Origin of the sequence: Catelliglobosispora koreensis DSM 44566 (genome assembly GCF_000379685.1) — a bacterium.
In the GTDB taxonomy this organism is placed as follows: domain Bacteria; phylum Actinomycetota; class Actinomycetes; order Mycobacteriales; family Micromonosporaceae; genus Catelliglobosispora; species Catelliglobosispora koreensis.
On record NZ_KB903290.1, the window covers coordinates 210,941 to 234,503 of the forward strand.

The 23,563-nt window shown below is 63.7% G+C and carries 29 protein-coding genes and 1 pseudogene; 22 read left to right on the forward strand and 8 right to left on the reverse strand.

All coding sequences use genetic code 11. From position 1 onward, the window contains the following. Window positions 1–306 precede the first annotated feature (306 nt). On the reverse strand, window positions 307–705 hold the full coding sequence (locus A3E1_RS0131070; RefSeq protein ID WP_026209005.1) for a MerR family transcriptional regulator: 399 nt from the start codon (window positions 703–705) through the stop codon (window positions 307–309). A gap of 151 nt (window positions 706–856) precedes the next feature. On the opposite strand from A3E1_RS0131070, the gene A3E1_RS0131075 reads away from it, so the two are divergent. From A3E1_RS0131075 to A3E1_RS43010, 12 genes are all read left to right on the forward strand, one after another. Further along, window positions 857–2,185 (forward strand): hemolysin family protein, encoded by a 1,329-nt coding sequence (locus A3E1_RS0131075; protein ID WP_020524719.1) that lies wholly within the window; start codon window positions 857–859, stop codon window positions 2,183–2,185. After that, window positions 2,182–3,273: a hemolysin family protein gene (locus A3E1_RS0131080; RefSeq protein WP_020524720.1), complete on the forward strand. Its 1,092-nt coding sequence runs from the start codon at window positions 2,182–2,184 to the stop codon at window positions 3,271–3,273. Before A3E1_RS0131075 ends, A3E1_RS0131080 begins: the two co-directional genes overlap by 4 nt. A 33-nt stretch (window positions 3,274–3,306) precedes the next feature. After that, window positions 3,307–4,437, forward strand: a complete 1,131-nt coding sequence (locus A3E1_RS0131085; RefSeq protein ID WP_020524721.1) for a sporulation protein — start codon at window positions 3,307–3,309, stop codon at window positions 4,435–4,437. Between the two features lie 425 nt (window positions 4,438–4,862). Then, window positions 4,863–5,975, forward strand: coding sequence for a 4Fe-4S dicluster domain-containing protein (locus tag A3E1_RS0131090; RefSeq protein ID WP_020524722.1), 1,113 nt, complete (start codon window positions 4,863–4,865; stop codon window positions 5,973–5,975). Beyond that, the gene (locus tag A3E1_RS0131095; protein ID WP_020524723.1) at window positions 5,968–6,432 is read left to right on the forward strand and encodes a Crp/Fnr family transcriptional regulator; all 465 of its coding nucleotides are present in this window, start codon (window positions 5,968–5,970) and stop codon (window positions 6,430–6,432) included. The genes A3E1_RS0131090 and A3E1_RS0131095 overlap by 8 nt, the downstream gene beginning before the upstream one ends. Before the next feature lie 32 nt (window positions 6,433–6,464). Further along, window positions 6,465–7,235 carry an FAD/NAD(P)-binding protein gene (locus A3E1_RS0131100; RefSeq protein WP_211216029.1) on the forward strand — a complete coding sequence of 257 codons (771 nt, stop codon included), beginning with the start codon at window positions 6,465–6,467 and terminating at the stop codon, window positions 7,233–7,235. Beyond that, a complete protein-coding gene (locus A3E1_RS0131105) occupies window positions 7,235–7,924 on the forward strand; it encodes an NADH-quinone oxidoreductase subunit B family protein (RefSeq protein ID WP_020524725.1) in 690 nt (229 codons plus the stop codon). Before A3E1_RS0131100 ends, A3E1_RS0131105 begins: the two co-directional genes overlap by 1 nt. Then, window positions 7,921–9,222, forward strand: coding sequence for a Ni/Fe hydrogenase subunit alpha (locus tag A3E1_RS0131110; protein ID WP_020524726.1), 1,302 nt, complete (start codon window positions 7,921–7,923; stop codon window positions 9,220–9,222). The genes A3E1_RS0131105 and A3E1_RS0131110 overlap by 4 nt, the downstream gene beginning before the upstream one ends. Continuing rightward, the gene (locus A3E1_RS43005) at window positions 9,222–9,665 is read left to right on the forward strand and encodes a hydrogenase maturation protease (protein ID WP_020524727.1); all 444 of its coding nucleotides are present in this window, start codon (window positions 9,222–9,224) and stop codon (window positions 9,663–9,665) included. The genes A3E1_RS0131110 and A3E1_RS43005 overlap by 1 nt, the downstream gene beginning before the upstream one ends. Further along, window positions 9,638–9,838 carry a HypC/HybG/HupF family hydrogenase formation chaperone gene (locus A3E1_RS46465; RefSeq protein ID WP_026209006.1) on the forward strand — a complete coding sequence of 67 codons (201 nt, stop codon included), beginning with the start codon at window positions 9,638–9,640 and terminating at the stop codon, window positions 9,836–9,838. The genes A3E1_RS43005 and A3E1_RS46465 overlap by 28 nt, the downstream gene beginning before the upstream one ends. Next, the gene (locus A3E1_RS0131125; RefSeq protein WP_020524729.1) at window positions 9,819–10,706 is read left to right on the forward strand and encodes a DMT family transporter; all 888 of its coding nucleotides are present in this window, start codon (window positions 9,819–9,821) and stop codon (window positions 10,704–10,706) included. The genes A3E1_RS46465 and A3E1_RS0131125 overlap by 20 nt, the downstream gene beginning before the upstream one ends. Further along, window positions 10,703–11,518: a DUF6390 family protein gene (locus A3E1_RS43010; RefSeq protein ID WP_020524730.1), complete on the forward strand. Its 816-nt coding sequence runs from the start codon at window positions 10,703–10,705 to the stop codon at window positions 11,516–11,518. The genes A3E1_RS0131125 and A3E1_RS43010 overlap by 4 nt, the downstream gene beginning before the upstream one ends. A 14-nt stretch (window positions 11,519–11,532) precedes the next feature. Here the strand turns inward: A3E1_RS43010 and A3E1_RS0131135 are convergent. The 4 genes and pseudogenes from A3E1_RS0131135 to A3E1_RS0131150 all read right to left on the reverse strand — a co-directional run. Continuing rightward, window positions 11,533–11,697: pseudogene (locus tag A3E1_RS0131135) on the reverse strand (ATP-binding cassette domain-containing protein); the annotation flags it as partial. 80 nt (window positions 11,698–11,777) lie between these two features. Further along, complete coding sequence (locus tag A3E1_RS0131140; protein WP_020524732.1) at window positions 11,778–12,401, reverse strand: hypothetical protein; 624 nt, start codon at window positions 12,399–12,401, stop codon at window positions 11,778–11,780. Window positions 12,402–12,662: 261 nt separating this feature from the next. Beyond that, window positions 12,663–13,127, reverse strand: coding sequence for a hypothetical protein (locus tag A3E1_RS0131145; RefSeq protein ID WP_157631845.1), 465 nt, complete (start codon window positions 13,125–13,127; stop codon window positions 12,663–12,665). Between the two features lie 92 nt (window positions 13,128–13,219). After that, window positions 13,220–13,600 carry a hypothetical protein gene (locus A3E1_RS0131150; RefSeq protein ID WP_157631846.1) on the reverse strand — a complete coding sequence of 127 codons (381 nt, stop codon included), beginning with the start codon at window positions 13,598–13,600 and terminating at the stop codon, window positions 13,220–13,222. Window positions 13,601–13,830: 230 nt separating this feature from the next. On the opposite strand from A3E1_RS0131150, the gene A3E1_RS0131155 reads away from it, so the two are divergent. The 6 genes from A3E1_RS0131155 to trxA all read left to right on the forward strand — a co-directional run bounded on the left by A3E1_RS0131155 (window position 13,831) and on the right by trxA (window position 17,997). After that, window positions 13,831–14,706 (forward strand): universal stress protein, encoded by an 876-nt coding sequence (locus A3E1_RS0131155; protein WP_040392264.1) that lies wholly within the window; start codon window positions 13,831–13,833, stop codon window positions 14,704–14,706. A gap of 82 nt (window positions 14,707–14,788) precedes the next feature. After that, on the forward strand, window positions 14,789–15,058 hold the full coding sequence (locus A3E1_RS0131160) for a metal-sensitive transcriptional regulator (RefSeq protein ID WP_020524736.1): 270 nt from the start codon (window positions 14,789–14,791) through the stop codon (window positions 15,056–15,058). An 87-nt stretch (window positions 15,059–15,145) separates the two neighbouring features. After that, complete coding sequence (locus A3E1_RS46725; RefSeq protein ID WP_020524737.1) at window positions 15,146–15,307, forward strand: rhodanese-like domain-containing protein; 162 nt, start codon at window positions 15,146–15,148, stop codon at window positions 15,305–15,307. Between the two features lie 70 nt (window positions 15,308–15,377). Continuing rightward, window positions 15,378–16,136 (forward strand): sulfite exporter TauE/SafE family protein, encoded by a 759-nt coding sequence (locus A3E1_RS0131170; RefSeq protein WP_020524738.1) that lies wholly within the window; start codon window positions 15,378–15,380, stop codon window positions 16,134–16,136. Between the two features lie 43 nt (window positions 16,137–16,179). Next, window positions 16,180–17,562, forward strand: coding sequence for an MBL fold metallo-hydrolase (locus tag A3E1_RS0131175; protein WP_020524739.1), 1,383 nt, complete (start codon window positions 16,180–16,182; stop codon window positions 17,560–17,562). Window positions 17,563–17,622: 60 nt separating this feature from the next. Beyond that, the gene (trxA, locus tag A3E1_RS0131180; protein ID WP_020524740.1) at window positions 17,623–17,997 is read left to right on the forward strand and encodes a thioredoxin; all 375 of its coding nucleotides are present in this window, start codon (window positions 17,623–17,625) and stop codon (window positions 17,995–17,997) included. A gap of 227 nt (window positions 17,998–18,224) precedes the next feature. Here the strand turns inward: trxA and A3E1_RS0131185 are convergent, their stop codons facing one another. Beyond that, window positions 18,225–19,067, reverse strand: a complete 843-nt coding sequence (locus tag A3E1_RS0131185; RefSeq protein WP_020524741.1) for a universal stress protein — start codon at window positions 19,065–19,067, stop codon at window positions 18,225–18,227. Window positions 19,068–19,193: 126 nt separating this feature from the next. Here A3E1_RS0131185 and fbp point away from each other — a divergent pair, with 126 nt between their 5' ends. Genes fbp through A3E1_RS43025 form a run of 3 tightly spaced genes read left to right on the forward strand, consistent with a single transcriptional unit; the run spans window position 19,194 to window position 21,030 of the window. Next, a complete protein-coding gene (fbp, locus tag A3E1_RS0131190) occupies window positions 19,194–20,324 on the forward strand; it encodes a fructose-1,6-bisphosphate aldolase/phosphatase (protein ID WP_020524742.1) in 1,131 nt (376 codons plus the stop codon). Further along, a complete protein-coding gene (locus A3E1_RS43020) occupies window positions 20,321–20,608 on the forward strand; it encodes a dsRBD fold-containing protein (RefSeq protein WP_020524743.1) in 288 nt (95 codons plus the stop codon). The genes fbp and A3E1_RS43020 overlap by 4 nt, the downstream gene beginning before the upstream one ends. A gap of 5 nt (window positions 20,609–20,613) precedes the next feature. Then, window positions 20,614–21,030 carry a nitroreductase/quinone reductase family protein gene (locus A3E1_RS43025; protein ID WP_020524744.1) on the forward strand — a complete coding sequence of 139 codons (417 nt, stop codon included), beginning with the start codon at window positions 20,614–20,616 and terminating at the stop codon, window positions 21,028–21,030. 19 nt (window positions 21,031–21,049) lie between these two features. Here the strand turns inward: A3E1_RS43025 and A3E1_RS0131205 are convergent, their stop codons facing one another. Both A3E1_RS0131205 and A3E1_RS0131210 read right to left on the reverse strand, forming a co-directional pair. Continuing rightward, window positions 21,050–21,478, reverse strand: a complete 429-nt coding sequence (locus A3E1_RS0131205) for a CBS domain-containing protein (protein ID WP_020524745.1) — start codon at window positions 21,476–21,478, stop codon at window positions 21,050–21,052. A gap of 180 nt (window positions 21,479–21,658) precedes the next feature. After that, window positions 21,659–22,864, reverse strand: a complete 1,206-nt coding sequence (locus A3E1_RS0131210; protein WP_020524746.1) for an erythromycin esterase family protein — start codon at window positions 22,862–22,864, stop codon at window positions 21,659–21,661. Between the two features lie 200 nt (window positions 22,865–23,064). On the opposite strand from A3E1_RS0131210, the gene A3E1_RS0131215 reads away from it, so the two are divergent. After that, entirely contained in the window at window positions 23,065–23,454 is a 390-nt protein-coding gene (locus tag A3E1_RS0131215) for an Hsp20/alpha crystallin family protein (RefSeq protein ID WP_020524747.1), read from the forward strand. Window positions 23,455–23,563: the final 109 nt, after the last annotated feature.

Consider the following 23,563-nt stretch of genomic DNA (forward strand, 5'->3'; position numbering starts at 1 on the left):
ATAGCCGTTCGGACTTGATCGCGCGCATTGGTCCGGTGGGAAGCCGTGCAACCGCGCAAGCCTGCTGTAGAGCGCGGCGGGCGGCCTGGCTCGCCGCAGTGTCGTCAGCTGCAGCGAGGACGATGGTGGCGGCTATGTAGTGCTTGCCTGTGGCACCCAAGATGAGTGTTTCAGCCGAGATAATTTCTGGTCTGGCGGCGAGTGCTTGGTGCAGGCGGGCGTGATGATCGTGGGGGCGGACGGTGGGTACGGGCAGTTCGGCGTACACCCTCCACAATGGAACGGGGATGGCTGTCACGCCGGGCTCTAAACGTCGGGCATGGCGATGAGTAGCTCGGTCGCCATCACGATCAGGTTGTGGGCGCGGACCGCGAGGCTGGTGGCCATGCCATGCGCGTTCGAGCCTGCCGATTCCGCCAGTGTGCGCAGGGCCTCGAGATCGGTGTTGAGTTTGCTGACGATTTCGGCCAGGTCTGCGGCGGTCGCGGTGGTGAGGTCCTTGCCGATGTCGTCTAGGGCCATGCCGGAGGCCTCCAGCTGCCGGATGGTGGCGATCACATCGACCATGTTGGGGTCGTAGAGTCTGTACCCGCTTTCAGTACGTTGTGCCGGCTGGATAAGGCCGAGGTTGGTGTAGAAGTCGACGGTGCGTTTTGATACGCCCGCAGCTTGGGCGAGTTCGCTGATACGCATCAGCTGCGCCACCACCTGCCCCTTTCCAGCAACCGTACAGTTTCACGTGTTAGTGTCGTGCTTGTGGTTGATACTACCGGGCATCCCGGGGGTAAGAACCAGGTATGCGATCCAGTGCAATGGTCTGGACGCCTGACTGGTGTGACGGGGTGCCAGCACTGACGTGTTGATCGTCTACGGTCTGCTGTTAATCGTGGCGCTCACCGCTGCGACCGCCTACTTTGTCGCGCAGGAATTCGCCTATGTCGCCGCCGATCGCGGCAAACTGCGCCAGGCCGCCGATGGCGGCGATGCTGCAGCGGCAAGGGCTTTGAAGGTGACCGGGCGGCTGTCGTTCATGCTCTCCGGTGCACAGCTAGGCATCACCGTCACGGCGCTACTGGCCGGGTATGTGGCCGAGCCATTCATCGGCGAGGGTCTCGCCCCGCTCGTCGGCAAAACGGGACTGAGTACGGCGGCGAGCCTGTCGGTGTCGGTAGTGATCGCGCTGCTGTTCGCGACCGTCATACAGATGGTCCTTGGTGAGCTGGCGCCCAAGAATCTGGCCATCACCAAGCCTGAGGGTTTAGCGAAATCGTTGTCCCGCTCCACATTGGTCTACATGGCGGTTGCCGGGCCGCTGATCCGGGTTTTCGATGCCGCCGCTAACCGGCTGCTGCGCTCGGTGGGCATCGAACCGGTCGAAGAGCTTCCGCAGGGGGCGACGCGCGAGGATCTGGAGCAGATCGTCGCTGACGCCCGCTCACGAGGCGACCTCGACGCCGATACGGCGCGGCTGCTGGATTCCGGTTTGGACTTTCGCCGACTGACAGCCGGTGAGGTGATGGTGCCGCGAGTAGACGTGGTCACCATGCACGCCAGCGATCCAGCTTCCCGCTTCGTCGAGCTCCTGGAAACCGGCCATTCCCGCTTCCCGGTCACCGGGCAGGGCCTCGACGACGTGCTGGGGATCGTGTCGGTCGCCGACATCCTCGCCGTGCCGCCAGCTGACCGGGCACACACGCCGGTGAGCCAGCTGGCGATGCCCGCGCTAACGGTGCCGGCATCGGCTTCGGTGCCGCAGGTGCTAGAACGCCTGCGGGCCGAACATCGGCAGCTGGCGATCGTCGCCGACGAATATGGCGGTTTCGCCGGGGTCATCAGCCTGGAAGACATCGCCGAGGAACTCGTTGGTGAAATCCATGACGAGGACGATCTGCCAGAAGCTACTGCGAAGCGCCAGGGTGACGGGTCGTGGCTGGTGCCCGGACGCTGGCGCCCAGATGAGATCGCCGATGCGACAGGCATCGGCCTGCCCGAAGATGACTTGTATGACACCGTGTCGGGACTGATGATGCACCGGCTCGGCCACGTCGTGACCGAAGGCGACCAAGTCGAAGTCACCACCATGGGCACCGATGGGGAAACCACCGTGCGCCTGACCGCGGTCGAGGCCGAACGGCATGTGGCCACGGCCGTGCGTATCGACGTCATTGATGGGCGGCGGTCATGAACACACCTGTCGCGCTGATCGTGTCGCTGATTTTGCTGCTACTCAACGGGTTTTTCGTCGCCGCCGAGTTCGCGCTTGTCGCGTCCAAGCGTCACCGGCTTGAGCAGTACGCCGCCGAAGGGTCCCGTGCGGCGAAAGCCGCGATCGCCGGCACCCGCGAACTGTCGCTGATGCTCGCCGGCGCCCAGCTCGGGATCACCTTGTGCTCACTGGGATTGGGTGCCCTGGCTAAACCCGCCCTGGCCGACCTACTCAACCCGCTGTTCACAGCGTTGGGGATTCCGGCACAAGCCAGCTATGTGGTGGCGTTCATCCTCGCCCTGTCGGTTGTGGTGTTCTTGCACATGGTGATCGGCGAGATGGCACCCAAGTCATGGGCGATCAGCCATCCCGAATCCTCCGCCCTGCTTTTGGCTTTGCCGTTTAGAGCGTTCGCCCGGTTCACCCGCCCCGCCCTGCGCGGCCTCAACGCGATCGCCAACGCGGCACTGCGCCTGATCAAAGTACAGCCGCAAGACGAACTCGCCCAAGCCCACGGTCCGGCCGAGCTGCGCATGCTGCTTGACGCTTCCCGTGAGCACGGCACCCTTCCAGCCGCGGACGAGCAACTGCTGCAGGCGATGCTGAATCTGCAGAACACCACTATCGACACCGTCATGGTCCCCGCTGATGGGATCGTGTCTGTGATAGCCGATGCCCCCGCTGAACAAGTGGAGCGGGTCGCACAGGCACGCGGCCGTTCCCGCCTCGCGGTCACCGACACCAGAACCGGGAACGTCGCCGGGATCGTGCATGTGCGTGACGCCCTGAAGGCCACCACCGCACGCGTGAACGCGACGGCCGGCTATCTGATGACCGCGCCGCACATCCTGCGCCCGCACCAAAACGTCATGTCAGCCATCCGCGGCATGCGTGAACACCGCGCACAGGTCGCCCTCGTCAATGACCAGGCTGGGCGAACCGTTGGGCTGGTGGCACTGGAGGATCTGCTGGAGCAAGTGATCGGCCAGTTCGATGACGAAACCGACCCGATCATCGCCGCCCACAAAACGGTTGCCCCACGACCGCCACACGGCACCGTCACCTGACGGCCCGGCCCACCCATGTAAGGAAGGTAGCTCATGGTTTTCAAGAAACTGCTCGCCGGGCTCGGTTTCGGCGGCATCGAAGCAGACACCATCCTGCCCCCACAACCGGCCGCCTCCGGCGGCCAGCTGACTGGGCAGGTGAACCTGCGTGCTAAATCTGATACCGACATCACCGCCATTACGCTCATCCTCGTAGCCCAGGCGCCGATGGGTGAGCTTGAGCTGAGCCGGTTCCAGGTCGCCGGAATGGTCCGCATCCCCTCTGGGGCAACACAAGCGGTGCCGTTCAGTGTGCCACTGTCGGCATACACCCCGTTCACTGTCCTATTCGGGCAGAATCTTCCCGGCATGCACCTCGGTGTGCGTACCGAACTCGCGGTCGCCTCAGGTAAAGCCAAAGGCGACTTCGACCCGGTCCGCGTCGAAGCCGCCGGCGTGCACGAGCAGATCATGGACACCCTCGGGCTGATCGGCTGCAAGTTCGTGCGCAGCGACATCCGCCCCGGCGCCCAGGTGGGCCTCAATGTTCCTGCGGTGCAGGCGATCACGTTCTTCGCGCCGAGCCCCGACGGGCAGCAGCCCGGCCCGCACATCCCACTGATTACCTTCACCCTATCCGGCAACAACGAGGGCCTTACCGTCCTATCCGAACTGACCGGCCGCCCCGGTGTGCCGGACCGCCACGAACTATCTGCAGCCGACGTCACGCGACTGACGAACACCGATGGTGGCTGGAGCGGCGAAGTCGACCGGTGGCTGATCAACACTCTTGAAAAGCTCGGCCAGGCATCAGCTGGTGCCGGTGCGGGCGGGTTCATGCAGCCGCACGCACAAAGCCACCAGCCAGGCTATGGACAGCAGCCGTACGGTTACGGCCAGAAGGGGTATGCCTACGGCGGGCACGCCAAACACGGTTCCTACAAATACTCTGGCTATCACGGTAAACCGTCGATGGCCGGTGCCTTGGCGATGGGTGTCGGCGGTGCCGCGCTCGGATTCCTGGGCGGGATGATGCTAGGCGACATGATCGGCGACGCCTTCGGCGGCGACATGGCAGGCGAGGCAATGGATGCCGCCGGTGTCGAAGACCCAGGCCTGGCCGATGCCGGCGGCGATATGGGCGGGTTCGACGATTTCGGCGGCGGAGACTTCGGCGAATTCTGAGCCGCCGAAACTGCCACCCAAACGGCCGGTGGCGGCCCGCTCTGCACTGGTCCGGGCGGGGCCACCGGTCCCACACTGGGTGCCGCGTCTTATGTGGAGTGACCCTGGCGCGCGGGCACCGCGATGGAAACCACACATTGCGCACTGCGCTGAGGGACTGCATCAGGTCTTTGGTCCCGCTTGGTGGGGCCGTGGACTCTATTGGCAAGCCTTGCGTAGCGTGCACGCTGAATGCAGTCACCCGTCGGCGAAGTGACAAGAGAACTCGCACAGACTCGACATCCTCCTTCTGCCGGCGGGTCGCCATGGCGCGGGTGGAGCACCGAGGTCAAGGTGTTGTAGCCAGGAGGTACGGGCCTTTAGTCCCCGGGCCTGTGGGCCCTGCGAATCTAGCCGTCGAGGCAAAGGGATAGTGCACTTAAGGCATGGTGCTAACCCGCAAACGCGTCCTCCCGACCGCCATGCTGGACTCGCTATCTCCTCTCATAGCGGCCTTGCGTGCCGACGGCTACAGCGTGATCGGGCCAACCCTGCGCGATGGGGCCATTGTGCTTGCCGAGCTAACCTCAGCCAGCGATCTGCCCCACGGCTGGGGCGTCGAACTTGACGCGGGCAGTTACCGGGTCCGCCGCCGTGATGACGATGCCGCTTTCGGGCACTCATCCGGGGCGCAGTCCTGGAAAACCTACCTGCATCCAGCGAAAGTTCCCTTTTGGACCGCACAGAAAACCAGTGATGGCTTCACCGTTGACGTACCTCCGCCGGACGGCATCCGGTACGCCTTCGTCGGAGTGCGGCCATGCGACTTGCGTGCCATAGCAATTCAGGGGCGTGTGCTTGGCAGTAGCTATGCGGCACGTCTCGAGTCCGCGTTCATCGTTGCTGTTGACTGCACCGAGCCGGGTGAGGCCTGCTTCTGCGTCACGGCCGGCGGCGGACCGGCCTGTGGCCCAGGTGCCGATATTCAGCTCACGGAGACAGTTGGTCCACGCTACCTAGCCAGCGCGCAAACCACGATAGGACAAGCCGTCCTCGATACCTTGCCGCAGCAACCTGCTACACCAGCCGAACGAGAGCAGGGCGCGACGGCTGTGGCGCAAGCCGCCGAGCGCATGCAGCGCCACCTGCCGTCGATTGACTTGCGAGACCTCCTGTCTGGTAGCAGGAATGCCGCCCGATGGGATGAGGTGGCGCAGCGCTGCCTGGCCTGTGGCAACTGCACCATGGTTTGCCCAACATGTTTTTGCACGTCGGTGCGCGACACCACCGATCTCGGCGGGGATATCGCACAGCGCTGGCAAACCTGGGACTCCTGTTTCGATCTGGACTTCTCCTATCTGCATGGCGGGCCGGTGCGCACGAGCACCAGCAGCCGTTACCGCCAGTGGCTGAGCCACAAGTTAGGCACCTGGCATGACCAGTTCGGGGAATCAGGGTGTGTCGGTTGTGGACGGTGCATCGTGTGGTGCCCAGCCGGAATCGACCTCACCGAGGAAGTCAGTGCTTTGGCTCAAGAAAGGCAGACAGACCATGAATAGCGTTCGTGACACGTTAGGTGAATTTTCGTTCCTTGACGAGGTACCCGACACCTGGCTGGATCGCCTGAGCAGTATCGGGCACAAGGTAACTTACCCGACTGGGCAGCGGATCTTCCATGAAGGTGAGCGCGCAGAACACTTCTGGCTCATCACTAGCGGAGCGGTTGGTTTGGACCTGCATGTGCCGGGCAGGGGCGACATCCTCATCGAAACGTTGCGCGAGGGCGACGTACTCGGCTGGTCGTGGATGTTCCCTCCCCGCCGCTGGCACTTCGGCGCAGTGGCAGCGCGGACAGTGCACGCGATCCAATTCAATGGCGAAGAGGTCATGCGGACGTGCCGCGAGAATCCGGCCCTCGGGATGGACCTGATGCAGCGGTTCGTGGCGCTCATCCTAGATCGTCTGCAGGCCACGCGAATGAGACTCATCGATCTTTATGGGTATCCGCCATCATGATGCCTTCGCTATTTCGTGTTGTTCACCGGCGCGTGGAAACGCACGACACAGTCACGCTGGCCTTGGCACCTGCTAGTGAGCCGCTGACACCGCCAGCGCCAGGCCAGTTCCACATGCTCTACGCCTTTGGGATCGGCGAGATCCCCGTGTCCGTCAGTGCCACCGAGGATGCAGGGATTCAGCTGCACACGATAAGGGCGGTTGGTGCGGTGTCCCGGGCACTGTGCCAGGCCATGCCAGGAACGATGCTCGGCGTGCGTGGCCCATTTGGCAAAGGCTGGCGTGTCCCGGCACAAGGTGGCAAAAACCTGCTGATTGTTGCCGGCGGGATTGGGCTGGCGCCGTTGCGGCCTGTGATCCGCGAGGCCATACGACGGCGTGAACAGTACGGAAACGTTGCTGTTGCCATCGGCGCTCGCAGCCCAGGCGAACAGCTCTACACAGCGGAGTACCGGGAGTGGCGAGACGCCGGCCTGAAGGTGCTGACCACCGTGGACCAGGCGCCTGGGGGATGGGGCGGCCACGTGGGGCTCGTTACGCAGCTGCTGCCAGGTCTGGTGACGAGCCCAGCGGCGACCGTCGCCATGCTTTGCGGCCCCGAGGCCATGATGCGGGTGACCGCCCGGGCATTGGCCGATCAGGGTATGGCAGCGCCATCGATTCAGGTTTCGCTCGAACGCAACATGCAGTGCGGCATAGGCGAATGCGGTCATTGCCAGCTTGGCCCGCTGTTGGTCTGCCGAAGTGGCCCGGTCACCGGCTACGAAGTGGCGGAGCCATTGTTCGCGGTGAAGGAGCTGTGATGAAACCGAAACTCGCCGTGTGGAAGTTCGCCTCGTGCGACGGCTGCCAGCTGTCCCTTTTGGACTGTGAAGACGAGCTACTGGAGATCGCCGCACACGTGCAGATCGCGCACTTCCTTGAGGCCTCCAGCGCCAGCGTCTGCGGCCCATATGACATCTCGCTGGTGGAAGGATCCGTCACGACACCATTGGATGTGGAGCGCATCCGGCAGGTGCGGGCAGACTCCAAGCAGCTGATCACGATCGGTGCCTGCGCGACGGCCGGTGGAATTCAGGCTCTGCGCAACTTCGCCGACGTTGACGAGTTCCGGTCAATCGTTTACGCGCGACCCGAATTCATCGACACCCTTGCCGAGTCCACGCCGATCGCAGCGGTCGTACCGGTGGACTATGAATTGCGCGGCTGTCCCATCGACCGCGGTCAGCTACTCGAGACACTGTCGGCGCTGCTGAATGGGCGACGGCCGCGTGGCCCGCTGCACAGCGTGTGCTTCGAATGCAAAACACGTGGGACAACCTGCGTTCTCGTGAAGGGAACGCCCTGCCTCGGACCCGCCACGCAGGCCGGGTGTGGAGCGCTGTGCCCAGCCTATGGCCGCGGTTGCTACGGCTGCTTCGGCCCGGCCACGGGTGCACCGGCCCACGCCAAGAAGGTGTTCAACCTCTTCAACTCGGGAGCGCCGTCATGACGCACCGTCTCGATCGTTCACTGCAGGTCAGCGCGCTGTCGCGAGTGGAGGGTGAGGGCGCGATGCGTCTTGTCACCGCAGGCGGCAGGGTGGAGTCGGTAGCGCTGGAGATATACGAGCCGCCGAGGTTTTTCGAGGCGCTGCTTCGCGGGCGCACCATGGGCGAGGTCACCGACATTACAGCGCGCATCTGCGGCATCTGCCCGGTCGCCTATCAGATGTCGGCGTGTCACGCGATGGAAGACGCTTGTGGGACCAATATTCCCGTTCCGATACAGGACCTGCGGCGGCTGCTCTATTGCGGCGAGTGGATTTCCAGCCACGCCCTGCATATCTACCTGCTGCACGCCCCAGATTTCCTTGGCTACGACAGCGTTGTGGAGCTGGCCCAGGCACACCGGCCCCTTGTGGAACGTGGCTTGCGCCTGAAGAAGGCCGGCAATGCGATCCTGCAAACCGTTGGCGGAAGGGCGATTCACCCGGTCAACGTACGGCTCGGCGGGTTTTACCGTTCGCCGAGCCGGGCTGAACTACAGGAGCTGGCGGTCACCTTGCGGTCGGCCCTCGATGACGCGCTGGCAACGGTGCGATGGGTGGCGGGATTTGACTTTCCGGACTTCGCCCATGAGCACGAGTACCTCGCGCTAGTGAGTCCCGGCTGCTATGCCATAGAATCCGGCGTTCCCACCACCGACCGCGGGCTCAGCTTCCCGGTACGCGATTTCGAATCGCATGTCATCGAGGAACAGGTACCGCATTCCACGGCCCTGCACGCCCGCCTGGCTGGCCGTGGCCGTTACCTGACAGGCCCGCTGGCACGCTATTCCCTTAGCCAGCAATGGCTCTCACCGCTGGCCAGGATGGCCGCGGCGCAGGCCGGGCTGGGGGAGACGTGCCGTAACCCCTTCCGCAGCATCGTGGTGCGTGCCGTTGAGACCGTCTACGCGGTGGAAGAGGCACTGCGACTGATCGACGGCTACGTGCCACCGCAACCGGCGCATGTGGACCTCATTCCCTTATCCGGCAAGGGTTTTGGTGCGACTGAGGCACCCCGGGGCACGCTATTTCACCGGTACGAGATCTCCGCGTCCGGGGACATTGTGTCTGCCCGGATCACCCCGCCGACGTCGCAGAACCAGGCCGCGATCGAGGACGATCTGCGCCTATTCGCCGGGCCTAGGCTGGAACTGGATGACCACGAGCTGGCGCACGCCTGCGAGTCGGCGATCCGCTGCTATGACCCTTGCATCTCCTGCGCCACACACTTCCTCGAGTTGACTGTGGAGCGGAGACTGTGATGGGCAAGATTGTCGTTATCGGTGTGGGGAACCCTTACCGGCGTGACGACGGCGTAGGCCCGGCGGTAATCGACTTGCTGCGGGATCGTCGGCTCGTGGGCGTGCGCCTCGCCACGTCCCTCGGCGACACCGCGGAACTCATCGAATTGTGGTCTAGCGCGAGCTTGGCCATCGTCGTCGACGCCATGCGGGCTGTCGCGCCTCGCCCTGGGCGAGTCCACCGGACGGTCAGCTCACATGGCCTGCCGATGGGTGAGGCGATAGAGCTCGCGCGAGCGCTCGGCCGCATGCCCGATCGCCTTGAGGTGTATGGCATCGAGGTACAGGAAACCGGTCACGGGCACGGGCTAAGCCCTGACGTGGCGTCAAGTGCGATCGCGGTCGCGCGCCGCATCGCTGTGGAGGTGAAACGCGCATGTGCCTCGCCTACGCCGCAAAAGTAGTGTCCGTTTCGGACACCGTTGCCATGGTCTTCACCGGAGAAAACCAGCAGCGGGTCACTTTGCTTGCCCTTGAAGGAGATCCCCCGGTGCCCGGGGACTGGGTGCTGGTCCTTTCCGGGCTAGCGCTACGAAAGCTCACCGAGGAGGAGCGCCATGAGTACCTCACACCGTAGCGGGCTAGCGTTAGCTTTTGCCGCAGCCGCCATAAGCGGTGTCGCTGTTTACCTCAACGGTTTCGCGGTCAAAGTCGCCCGCGACGCCACGATTTACACCACAGCCAAGAACCTCATCGCAGGACTAGTCATCGTGGGCTTTGTCATGGCGACACGGTCGGCCAAACCTGTCCGCGGCGGTAAACAGCTTGCCACTCTTGGCCTGGTGGCCCTCATCGGTGGCAGCATCCCGTTCGTGCTGTTCTTCGAGGGGCTCGCACGAGCATCGTCGGTGCATGCCGCGTTCATTCACAAGACGCTGTTCCTCTGGGTCGCCGTCCTTGCCATACCCCTCCTTGGCGAGCGGCTTCGCCCGGTACACGGATTGGCGGCCGCGATGCTTGTCGGCGGCCTCTTCGTCCTCGAAGGCGGCCTGACCGGCTTCAGTATCGCCACCGGTGAGGTTCTCATTTTCGCGGCGACGCTGTTGTGGTCGGCTGAAACAGTTGTGGTGAAACGGCTTTTGCACGACGTCGCGCCCGCGACAGTGGCGCTGGCACGAATGGCTGTCGGCTCCCTGGCGCTGGTGGCCTGGGTCATTGTTACCGGCCGCTGGCACGCTCTGGTTGCTCTCCCGGTGCAGGGGTGGCTGTGGGCGGCGGCCACCGGTGTGATCCTCAGCTGTTACGTGCTGACCTGGTTCACCGCTCTGGAACGAGCCCAGGCGCTTGATGTGACTGCGATCCTCGTCGCAGGCGCCGTGCTCACGGCTGTCCTGCGGGGTGGATACGTGACCGTCACTGCCGCTACCGGGCTGACGCTGATTGCCGTAGGCGCCGTCATCACTGCCTTCGCAGCCGTACAATCGCGGCAGCCGGAGCTGACATGACCGGCGGCGCAGTACCGCACGCGCAACACCGCGGTGGCGGCCGAGCCGCTGAAGCGGACATAGCCAACGGCGCACTCAGATTCGCGCGCTACGCGTACCCGCCGAATGCGCTGGGCTATTGCGGTCCAGGCGATTCGGCCGCGCTTCTAGGCTATGCGGAAGCCGGTGCCGTCGATGCTGGGCTCGCCGATCTGGCACAGCGGTTCGCCGGGGCGTGGCCCTACCTGTCGCTCATCGGCGCTGCTAACCATGACCTCTACCCGCTCGATGACGCGGTCGTGGAAGCGTACTGGCTCGGCAATCCACTGCTTGAGCGGATCGCGCCGCCCCTGCTTGCCGCGCATCTGGCGGACCGTTTCGCTGACCGGGCGGGGCCAGCGTGGGACAACCTCTCCGTCCTGGCACACCGTGGAGGCCGGGCGCATCACAACTTCCACGTGTTCGCCGTCTACCCCTGGGTGGGGATGCTCCGGGCAGGTTTCACCGAGGATCCGTTGCGGGTGCTCAATTCCTGCCGCGTCCGGTGGGGCACCGTGCTTGGTGTACATCCCGGCTTCGCCGAAGTGTGGGCACAACCGTTGACCTGGAACGGGAACCTTTCGCTCGGCCCTGGCCAGGTTGACGTGGCGACTCTGTCCGCAGCCCAGACGACTTCTATCAAGAGCGGCGACATGGTGTCTCTGCACTGGGACTGGGTGTGCGAGACACTGACACAGCAGCAGGCCCAACGTTTGCAGAGGTACACGGCCTCCCAGCTGCGGCTGGTTAACGAGGCTCTGGGCTGGCCAGCCACGGCAGCACTGCTGGGCTGACGGGCACGGAACTAGCGCAGCAGTCCGAGAATCACCCGCAGCGCGGTGGTCCTTCCCGCGCCATTTGGGCCGAGAAAACCATGCACCTCACCAGCCAGGACCTCCAGATCCAGGCCAGCAAGCGCCCGCGTGCGGCCAAAAGACTTGTGCAGTCCGGCAGTCGAAATGACAACAGTCATGCCCGCACGGTATGTCCAGCCGACTGGAGCGTTGAAGAGGCAAAAGACCCAAATGGCGAGGCCCATGTCCAGCCGCCGCGTCAGGACTGCGCGATCTGCTTAGCGGCTCGTACTCCGATATCGTGGCCGCTGGGGTGTTGTGATGACGCGAGGGCGAGACCGGCTGCCCATCCGGGTGCGCGTCCGTGTTCTGGGATGACAGCTCGGGATAGATTGTGGCCGCTTGCGGCCAGCAGCCAGGAGACCAGTGAGTTGGAGTTCCACTGATCACCGGCGTGCAGCTGGTCGCGACCCCAGGTCAGTTCCGGCACGCGTGCGGTCAGGTGCATGACGCGGCGGGCAAGGATTGGGCTGGTGCTAAGGCGCTGGGGGCTGCTGACGGCTTTGGCGATGTCAGGCAGGATGCCGTTTTTCCAGCACCGCACCTCGTACCGGAACAGGCGGGAGCGGCCAAGCACCGCCAGCCCGACCGGTCCAGTCGCCACCACTCCGCGATCTGGCTCGTGGCGTCCCCACGCCGGGCCCATCTCGATGACGTATGAGTCGCTGCCGTCGCCGGCGATTAGTGCGCTGTGGTAGAGGCCGCACGCTACGCGATGCTGAAAACGAGCGGCGAATGCTTTGTACACGCGGCCGCTGAAGGCCACCAGGCGGTTGCCGTCCGCGCCAAGTGGCAGCCAATACAGGTCAACAAAACTGGTCATCGGGCCGACTCAAGCGGTGGCGGTACGGCAAGCGTATTCGCAGCCTCATTCGTTGCGCACGCGGTGGATTCGGCACGTTGCTTGATCCCGCCATCGCCTCTGCCTGTTTCGGTGACATCGGCACCCACTGTCCAACTTGAAGATGCTTCCACTCTGCGACGACCTCCCGCGCGCTTGGGCGGGCAAGGTTGTCCGGTCTCTGCCCAGCGAGTTGGCTGGCCGCTGGCCACGGCGGCCGGTAAGGGAGCGATGCGACGCGGCTCATCGCGGCGCCCGCAAATAGCCGCGCACCGAAGGCAGCAGTGGCAATCCGGCCAGCGCCACTCCGATAGGACCGTAAACTGCTTGAAGCACTGAGAGCTCAGGCAGATATACCAGCTCCAAAGCGATCCAGGCGATATGGCCAAGTCCAATCAGGATGGTCGCTGACCACGACCAATGGTGTCCTGTCAGCCGCTCGGCAAAGCCTAGCCACGCCACGTGTGGGCGCCGCAAGACACCGAAGCCCGTGACCAGCGAACCCAGCCCGAACCCAAGACCTAGCACCAAACCCGGCACGACCCAATTGGTCACGACGGGAATTCCATCAAGCCACGCGGCCGGAGGGGTGTAGCCCAGCATCATCGCCAGCCCGCCCCCAAACGCCGTGACACCAAGAAACCACAGCACCGCAACGGTGACCGACACTGCCACCGGGCGATGCCTCCGCACTGCGATCGTCGTCATGCCAACAGCCCATATCACCCCCGTGCTGTCAGGCAGAGGCTTAAGAAGCAAGACGAAGGGACCTTAGGCCCAGGCTGCCGAATAACTCTTGCCTACTGGCCGACAGCCGGCGGAACCGGCTGAGCCAATGCTGGCTCGCGGCGGCGCGCCTGGCGCAGGTGCCATAAGAACACCGGAGCGCCCACGATGACCGCGACGCCGCCGTAGAGTGCATCGGCGTACCCGCCAATGCGCGCCCGGTCAAGCGCGTCGGCTCGTGATCGCTCGCGCTCCTCGGGCGTCAGCGGCACCACCGTCCCGTTGGCGATGGGCTTTTCATAGGTCATGTAGCGAATCTCGGAGGAGATTTCCGGTAGCGCCGCTGTCACCAGCCCTCTAAGCCCGCCGACGAGGCCAAAGAGGAGCACGCTTAGCCCGATAGCCGCGCCCAGATAGTAGTAGGCAGATGGCAGCCATCCCATACGCTGTGTCATTCCAGTCTCCACATTCGACAAAGGGTGTGCGACGAGAATGCGGCCGCACTAGCGGGCGTGCCAGAGTCCAAAGTCCCGCCAGGCTCACCTAATTTCACGTAGGCGACAGCGATTGGGGAGAGGGACTTATGACCTGAAGCGCAGAGTCGTGTGAATCTGGACGGCCGCGCTCGGTTCCGGTTCGCTAGGGGTGAACGCGATGACCGACGCTGCTACGGAAGGAACACACTGTGCCTGGCCGTCATGTTGTGGTAGGGCTGGATTTCTCGCCGTCCGGACAGGATGCCGTCGAGTACGCCGCACGGCTCGCAGCACGCTACCGTGCTCCGCTTACGCTCATCCATGCCCATATCAACGCTCTGCCCGGTTACACGGGAATTGGAATGCCTGTTCCGTACATCCCCGGGCAAGAGTCGGTATTGGACTGGATCGACTCACAGTTAAAACAAACCGTCGAGTCGGTGCGGGGCATTTATGATGGCGATATCGATGTCCGGCGAGTCATCGGCCGCCCCGCCGGTGTCCTGATTCGCGCATCGCGAGACGCTTTGGTCACGGTCGTCGGCGCCCGTGGGGCGGGAGGATTCTCCGGGCTGCTCCTCGGATCTGTGTCATCCCAAGTCGCCGCGCACGCTCACGGCCCGGTGATCGTCGTGCGCCCGCCCGAGATGCGACAGGACTTCGCCGCTTCCGGGCCGGTGCTGGTGGGTTATGACGGATCCGCCGAGTCCGGTGCGGCACTGGAGTTCGCCGCCGCGGAGGCGTATTCGCGCCGGGCGTCGCTGAAGGTCGTCAACGTCTATTGGGCGCAACCGTGGCTGGATGACGATACTCGTCAGCAACGGCTGGCCGCCGCCGAAAACCTTGTGGAACAGGCGATCGCGACCTGCCGCGACGAGTATCTGGCGCTGGATCTGCAGCCCCTGACAGTGCTCGACCCCAGCCCTGAGCATGCCCTGATAGAAGCGTCAAAGGGTGCCGCTTTGACCGTGGTTGGCTGCCGCGGACGTGGGGGTTTGGCCGGGATGCTGCTGGGCTCGGTGTCATGGGCTCTGACCCACCATGCCCAGCACCCCGTCGCCGTCGTTCACCCGGCTGGGCGCTAAGGCTCTGGTTGCCCTGGGCCCGTGAAGAGCGAGTGGAGAGCATCACGTGCCAGCGGGGTACCCCTGGGGGTATGGTTGGCTCATGCGGTTGAATGAGGCATTGGCGGGTGACGCGCTAACGCGCCTGAAGCGGGCGCAGGGGCAGCTAACGGCGGTGGTTTCGATGATCGAGGACGGCGAGGAGTGCGAGAAGGTACTTACACAGCTCGCCGCGGTCTCGAAAGCCCTTGACCGGGCTGGTTTCAAGCTAGTCGCGTCAGGACTGCGCCATTGCCAGGCCGCCCGTGCGCGCGGTGAGCAGCCGCCAATGGACGAGGCGGAGCTCGAGAAGCTTTTCCTAGCTCTCGCCTAATTGGATGCGCGGAACATGCGCCCTGTTGTCTGGGCGCATTTTTCCGGCCTTCCACATACCCCCGAGGGTATTGAAGAAAGGAGTCCGATGGAGATCTCACAAGCTGATTTTGCCGGTGCGCGCACGGACGGCGATCCCGTGATCGACGTGCGCACCTTCACCGAATTCGCATCGGGGCATGTTCCGGGAGCGTTGCTGATTCCGCTGGATCACCTGCCAATGCGGCTCGCGGAAGTCCCGCAGCCGTGAAAACCACCGTTTCGGTGTGCCGGTCGCATACTCCCCACGGTATGCGCCGGGAGCTCATCAGGACCCGCGCATGACCGCAGGGGTGCTCTTGGCACTGGCCGCTGCGCTGATAGTTGGGCTGATGCTAGGCGGGCTCGGCGGCGGTGGCTCGATTCTGGCTGTCCCGGTGCTGGTGTATCTCGCTGGCATCGACCCTAAGCCTGCTATCGCGATGTCCCTGGTTGTCGTCGGGGTCACTGCGGCGGTGGCGCTAATTCCTCATGCGCGTGCGGGCCGGGTGCATTGGCGTACCGGGCTTTTGTTCGGCGGGTTCGGCATGGCTGGTGCCTACGCCGGCGGGCGGATCGCTGCGTACCTTCCGGCAGCGGTTCTGCTGGCCGGTCTCGCGGTAATGATGCTTCTGACCGCGGTGGCGATGCTGCGTCCCAGCCGCACCGCACCGCCCACCGCTGCCGTGCGCCGGCGGCCGCTGGCGAAGATCGCCGTCGAGGGCACCGCCGTCGGGCTGATTACTGGGCTCGTTGGCGCGGGCGGCGGATTCCTTGTCGTACCAGCGCTGGTTCTTCTAGGCGGACTGTCGATGCCAGCCGCGATCGGCACCAGCCTGCTCGTCATCAGCCTCAAATCTGGTGCCGCCCTTGCTGGATACCTTCACTCTGTCGCTATTGACTGGCCACTGACGCTGTCGGTCACCGCGCTGGCGGTCGCTGGCAGCCTCATCGGTGCCCGGTTGGCTGGGCGGATCAACCCCAGCGCGCTGCGCCGGGGATTCGGATGGTTCGTCATCGTCATGGGTCTTGGTGTCCTGACCGGACAGCTGCTCGCTTAACACCCCACACCGTTTCGCATGACTACCAACGCAGGAGAGAATCATGTTGTTCACCCAGTACTACCTCGACTGCCTATCGCAGGCGTCCTATTTGGTTGCCGATGAGACCACCGGCCGGGCCGTTCTCATCGACCCACGCCGCGACATCGCCGAATATCTCGCCGACGCCGAGGCCCGCGGACTAACCATCGAAGGCGTCATCAACACGCACTTTCACGCCGACTTCGTCGCCGGCCACCTTGAGGTCGCCGCCGCTACGGGAGCCTGGATCGGGTACGGGCACCGCGCCGAGACCGAATACCACATTCGAAAACTCAACGACGGCGAGCGGATCAGTCTCGGCAAAGTGACTTTGGAGATCATGGAGACTCCCGGTCACACCCCAGAATCGGTCAGCGTCCTGGTTTATGAACACCCGGACGACGCGGTCGCGTACGGAGTCATGACCGGAGACGCGCTGTTCATTGGCGACGTGGGACGGCCTGATCTGCTCGCATCCGACGGTGTAACAGCCGATGAACTCGGCCGGATGCTTTTCCACAGCGTCCAAGGCAGACTCATGAGCCTGCCGGACCAGGTGCGTGTCTTCCCGGCGCACGGTGCCGGGTCGTCCTGCGGCAAGAACCTGTCCACCGAACGCCAGTCCACGATCGGCGAGCAGCGCCGGACCAACTATGCCTGCGCACCGATGACCGAAGACAAGTTCCTTGCTCTGGTAACCGCCGGGCAGCCGGCCGTACCCGGTTACTTCTCCCACGACGCGATGCTCAACCGCTCGGCGCGGGGCCTGCTGAACGTCACGCCGAATGTCCGTGCCCTCGATACAGCCGAATTCGAGCAGGCACGCCAATCGGGCGCCATCGTCGTAGACGCACGTGATCCGCAAGAGTTTTCCGCAGGGCATCTGCGCGGCTCTATTAATGTGCCAGCTGACGGAAGGTTCGCCGAAACCGCCGGAAGCGTCCTTCAGCCAAACGAGCCACTCGTGGTCGTGGCACCAGAAGACATCGCCGAAGAAACCGTGATCCGGTTGGCCCGCATTGGTTTCGATCAGGTGACCGGGTACCTCACCGATCCAGCACGTGCCCTGGCGGAGTTGGACTCGGCCGTGACGCCGGCGAGCCGGCTCACCGTCATTGCCCTTCACGAAGCACTCGCTGGCAGCAGCGCCCCGCTTGTCGTCGACGTACGCAACGCGGGCGAACGCGAGCAAGGCCACATCAGCGGGTCCATCCACATTCCACTCGCCGAGCTGACGGCCAGGTCCACCGAAATACCAAACAACCGGCCTGTCGTTCTGCATTGCGCAGGTGGCTATCGGTCCTCGGTGGCAGCTAGCGTGCTGCGCCGCAACGGGCACCCGGATGTGTCCGACCTCATCGGTGGATATGCCGCCTGGGAATCTGCCTTCGCATCCGCCAGCTAACTGGCGAGCCGCGATCCCCTTGGCATGAACGGAATGACTGCTGTTGAGATAGGAGAACCCATGACAGTCATTGAGCTGACCGAAGACAGTTTCCTCGGCGCCATCCAGCGTGACGGCATCGTTTTGGTGGATTGGTGGGCCGCCTGGTGCGGACCATGCCGGGCATTCGCGCCTATCTTTGAGCAGGCTAGCACCCGCCACCGCGACATAGCCTTTGCGAAGATCAACACAGAGGAACAGCCACGGCTTGCTGCCGCCGCGGAGATCCGCTCGATTCCAACGCTGATGGCTTTCCGCAACGGGAAGCTGGTTTACAGTCAGGCCGGTGCACTGCCAGCCGCCGCGCTCGAACAGCTCATCACCGCGATCCGCGAACTGGAAAGCGAGCCGAAAGGCCTTGCGCACAAAGGCATTCGCTGGCGCGCGGTTAGATAGTCGTTACAGCACAACGAAAGGTGAACGGTGATGACGTGCGGATATGGCATCGGTGCCTGATAGGCGATCATCACGCCCATCACAGCCAACGGATGAGATCGACGAGTCCACCTACTTGAAGGCGCGGGAGAAACATCGCCGGCCACACGCAGGCGAGCATGTGAGGAGTCGGGCGCGAAGGTGAATGGCATCCTGTTTACCCTCGCGTCTGATGAAAGCTGTGGAGGCTAGGACGGTAGGTGTGCCCACGCTCCATGGGCGCCAGCTCGCAACCGGGCGATGACCACCGGGCATCTCGCATGGTGGACGAGCGCTTGGCCAGTCGAGCCAAGCAGCAGACCGGCAAAGCCGCCAAGCCCGCGTGAGCCGACTACTACCACGCTGGCGGCCTCAGTGCGAGGCACGAGGATGTGTGCCGGTGATCCCGGAACAGCCTGCTGCTCCGTTCGCACATCCGGGAAGGCTTCCTGCCACGGAAGGAGTTCCCGCGCCAGCAGTTCGGTCGCCTGATCATGTTCGGTTTCCGCGTCAGGCACAGGAATCAAGGCATCCGGGTAACCCATGAGCCCACTGGCGTAAACATGCAATGCGAGAACCGGGCGGCCGGTGAGGTTGGCTTCCAGGAAGGCGTACTCAAGAGCCCCTTGGCTGTGTGGCGAGGAATCGACACCAACAACAATCGGGCCGTCTTGCGCTGTGTTGCCGCGTACGACGGCGACTGGGCAGTGCGCGTGCATCGACACCTGTAAACTTGTCGAGCCAAGGAGAAGGTCGGGCAGCGCGCCGCGACCGCGGCGGCCCACGACGATGAGCGCCGCATGATCGGAAGCAGCGATAAGCGCCTGCGCTGCTGTGGTTTCGGCCAGTTCGGGCACGCAGCGCGCGTCCGCGAACCTCTCCTTCACGAAAGCGTCAGCCTGCCGCCACAGGCCGTGTGCTGTTTCAGCGGATCCCGCGTGGAGGGTAATCAACGGCACGCGGCGCACGGCAGCCGCGTGGGCAGCCCACATCAATGCCTGCCAAGACGATTCGGATCCGTCGATGCCTACAACGATCTGCCGCGAGTCCATCACTGATCATCCCCCTGCCCTTCAGTCTGAGGCGAAAACAGCCCGAGGCGGTAGGGGTACAAGGTCCCGGCGATCTGGGCCGTCTGCTCCTAGTGGGTTAGATCCCCGGCGAGGTGCCCTGAGTCTATGGATATCACGCTAAGCATTATCAAGGCCGATACCGGCGGCTTCGTCGGCCACACCGCCGTTCACCCGGAGATGATGGCAGCCGCGAGATCCGAGATCACAAAAGCCATCGCCGAAGGGCTATTGATCGATGGCAATGTTGCCGCGTGTGGAGATGATATTTCGCTCATCATGACCCATCAGCGTGAGCCCGAGAACGCGGCTATTCATTCGTTTGCCTGGAACGTTTTCCGCGAAACGACAGTGATTGCCAAGCGCCTCGGGTTGTATGGCGCCGGGCAGGATCTGCTCTCCGACGCCTTCAGCGGCAACCTTCGTGGAATGGGCCCCGGCTATGCCGAGCTGTCGTTCACCGAGCGGCCTAGCGAGCCAGTGATCTGCTTCCTGGCCGATAAGACGGAGCCTGGTGCGTGGAACTTGCCTCTGTACAAGATGTTCGCCGATCCGTTCAACACCGCTGGGCTGGTCATCGATGCCAAGATGCACGCTGGTTTCCGGTTTGAGGTGTACGACCTTTATGAGGAGAAGCGCATCTGGTTCGACTGTCCCAAGGATCTCTACGAGATGCTGATGTTCATCGGTGCGCCTGCTCGTTACGTGATTCACCGGGTCGAGTCGCCAACACTGGGCGAACCGGCGGCGGCTACCTCGACGCAACGCCTCTCACTGATCGCGGGCAAGTACGTAGGCAAGGACGATCCGGTGATGATCGTTCGCGCGCAATCCGGATTACCCGCGGTGGGTGAGGTGCTAGAGCCGTTTGCCTTCCCGCACACGGTGGCGGGCTGCATGCGTGGCTCCCACCACGCACCTCTTACACCGGTCAGCCTCGCCCAAGCTCATCCCAGCCGCTTCGACGGGCCGCCGCGTGTCGTGGCGCTCGGATTCCAGCTGCATGAGGGAAAGCTGATCGGCCCTCGCGATCTATTTGACGATGTCGCGTTTGACGGTGCCCGTACCACCGCCGGAGAGGTCATGGACTATCTGCGCCGGCACGGCCCGTTTGAGCCACATCGGCTCGCACTCGAGGATCTGGAATACACGACGATGCATGAACTGGAGCGCCGTCTAGCCGATCGCTGGGAATCGATGGGGGAGCCGGTGCGGGCACAGAAGGGAATCGCGTCATGACCACTCCAACCCATTGGCTTGTCGACATCGAGATCATGCCTGAAGACGTCAACCGCATGACCTACGCCCTGGCGAGATTGCGTGACGGGCGAGAAGGTCACGCGTCTGCCATCGAGGCATCTGGTCACGCACGCCGCAACCCTGCCGATTTTCCAAGGCCAGAACTGGGTGCGGAACTAGCCGCCACCCGGGCGGTGACTGCACTGGCCCGCAAGATGCAGGCTCACGCTGCCGAGGACTTGAGCGTCCTGGCCACACCGCCTGCCCACAGCTCGGGATGGTGAGGCACATGGCCACCGGGAAGATGCAGGCCCGCCAGACCAAGCCGGGCCTGCACGCCTGGAACACCTTCACTCGCTGGCTTCTGCATGTCCCATTGCTGCGGCGTCTGGCCGATAGCGAGGTCTGTGAGCTGACTTTCCACGGTGTCCTAACCGGCAGGCCGGTAACGCTTCCTGTCATGTACGCCGAGCAAAACGGGTGCGTCGTGGTGTTGGTAGGCGCGCCGGACACCAAGGTGTGGTGGCACAACTTCGCTACCGAACAGCCCGTAAGGGTGTGGCTACGAGGCCGCGAGCGCGACGGCCGGGGCCGCACCGTGATGCCCGGCGATCTCGCCCGTGCGGCGGTGGCCGATATCTACAACGCCAAGTATCTAGACATCCCGGTGCAGGACGATCCGCTCCTGTTCATCACCTTGAAGTAACCGTCCACATCAGGGTTGGCTAGTTATTTGGCGGTGCTGAATATACAGCGCCTGCGAACTCGGCAACCTCTGCCTGATAAAGATTTCTGGCGAGGTCTGCTTCGCTGATCATGCCAACAAGGCGATGGTCTTGCATCACGGGCAAGCGGCGGATGGCGTTGATTTCCATCAGGCGCAGCACCTCGCGTTCGTCAGCTTGCGCGTCGACCCACACCGGGGTTCCCTTGGCTAGCTGGCCCGCTGTTGTCTGCTTCGGGTCGCTTCCTTCCGCGATGCAATGCACCACGATATCGCGGTCAGTGATGATGCCGTGCAACCGGTCATCGGCGCCGCAGATGGGAAGCGCGCCGACATGCAGGTCACGCATCTTGCGGGCGGCCGCGTCTAAGGTCTCCGATTCCTTGATGCACTCGACGCCTTCATGCATCAGGTCCCTTGCTGTGGCCATGGTGACTTCCTCCTGGTCGTTGGCCCGCGGCGCCGCTGCCGGACATGCCGGCACGGTTTGCCTCGCGTGTATCTGGCTCGTCTTCGAGCCTGGCAGGCACCTGCCGGCGCTCGCAGGCTAACCCGGAAATGCACGCGGATTGCCAGGCGTTTTCTGCCTGCCGCGAGTTGGGAGCCTGGCTTAGACGCCTGAGGGATATGTCTCCCATTCGCCGTGGGCGGGCTGGGTATGCAGCGGATGCACACTGGTTGTTTGCTCGCACCAGACGAACGCGTCGTAGCGCTGGCCGAGGCGGGTTGGTACGTAGTTCGACCGGCCTTCGCTCTCAGGGTGGTATACGACACCGATAGCGCGATGGCGACAGGTCTCGGTGAGCCATCGCGGCTGTCCGTGACGGGGAAAGACCATCAGTGTCCGTGCCGGAAGGTGGAAGCGCAGGAGATCCTCCAGTGACCCGGATTGTGCTGGCGGCACCGTCATGTTCTGCCAAGGCGAGCCCCACCGCGGGGCGGCGATGACGGTGCCCCGGTGGCTGCCGAACCCCACCAGGACAACATTTTCGCGCCCATATCGCTCGCGGGCCAATTGCCCAATGTTGACCATGCCTGCCGCTGCCATATCCGTGGCACCGGCGTCGCCGACGTGCGTGTTATGCGCCCAGATCACGGCTTTGGCTTTGCTGCCGTAGTGCTCAAGAAGCCGGTCAATCGTCTCCATCATGTGGGTATCGCGAATGTTCCATGAGTCAGGACCGCCCTGGACCATCGCCCGGTAGTACCGTTCGGCATCGGCCACGACGTTGGCGTTCTGCCAGACGTCAAAACTTGTTTCGCGCTGGCGGGCCTGAACAAGAAGCCGCATCACTTCGGTTTCGCAACTGCGGGGCACTAGCCGGGTGGACATGGCGTACTCCTGCGGGTCCTCGTGGTATGGCTCAAAGCACCGGTAGGCGTCCCACACAGCATCCAGACTGTCTGGCTCGTGTGCGCGTACGTAGTCGGTAATAACCTGAAGCGATTCCCACAAGCTGTAGACATCCAGCCCATGGAACCCCACCCGCGCTGAACGCGGTCGCGTTTCATTCCAGTGACGCAACCAGCGGCAAAAGGCCGCAACCTCCGAATTGGCCCACATCCATGTCGGCCAGCGGGCGAAGGCGTGTAAAGCCGCATCGGTGTCGCCGCCGCCTAGAACGGCCTGATTGACCCGGTCGCAGTCGGGCCAGTCGCCTTCCACGGCGACGAAGGAGAACCCGTGCTCAGCGATCAGCATGCGTGTTATCTGAGCACGGATCGCGTAGTAGTCGTGGGTTCCGTGGCTTGCTTCGCCCAGCATGACAATCCGGGCTTTCCCGATGTGCTCGGCAAGCGGCATCAGGCTCATCATCCACCTCCCGCTGAGGCTGCCCTTCCTAAGGATTGGGCTGATGTGATGAGCAGCTGTAGGGCCAGAAGTCCTCTACCTGGCGCATCGCCGATCACTCTGCGCGGGGAGCCGTGTGGCCCACCGCAGAGGACCTTAGGCCCTTCTGCCGGGTGGTTGTCCTGAACTTAGCTGGACTCGAGCAGAACAGGAGGTGACTGGTCATGACGGTGCTAGTGCCCCGCATGCTAAGCCGGTTAGAGGATTTGCTCGAGTGGGATGGTCCCGCGACTCATCTGATCCGCGTCGAGGAGCAGCAGCAGGACGGTGTTTACCGCATTCGCGCGGAGCTGCCTGGTATGGATGCCAAAGACATCAAGGTTTCCGTTGACCACGGCATGCTGATCATTGATGCCGAACGCAGCGAAGAGAAGAAGGACAACTACCGCAGCGAGTTTCGGTATGGATCGCTTCACCGAAGCGCAGCCCTTCCCGCTGGCGCCGAGGAGCAGAAGATCCATGCGTCCTACGACAAGGGGATCCTTGAGATCACGGTGCCGGTGGGCGAGAAGAAGCCTTCCGGGCGCACGATTCCTATCGAGGCCGCCAAGTAGAAAACCGGTGGTGCCCGGCTGCGGGCGGTAGCTTGGCGCGGTGGAGGGTGCCGCTTCCAATCGCTGCCCGGCCGGGCGCCATCACCCCAGTTTGCGGGCGGAGGTTGCT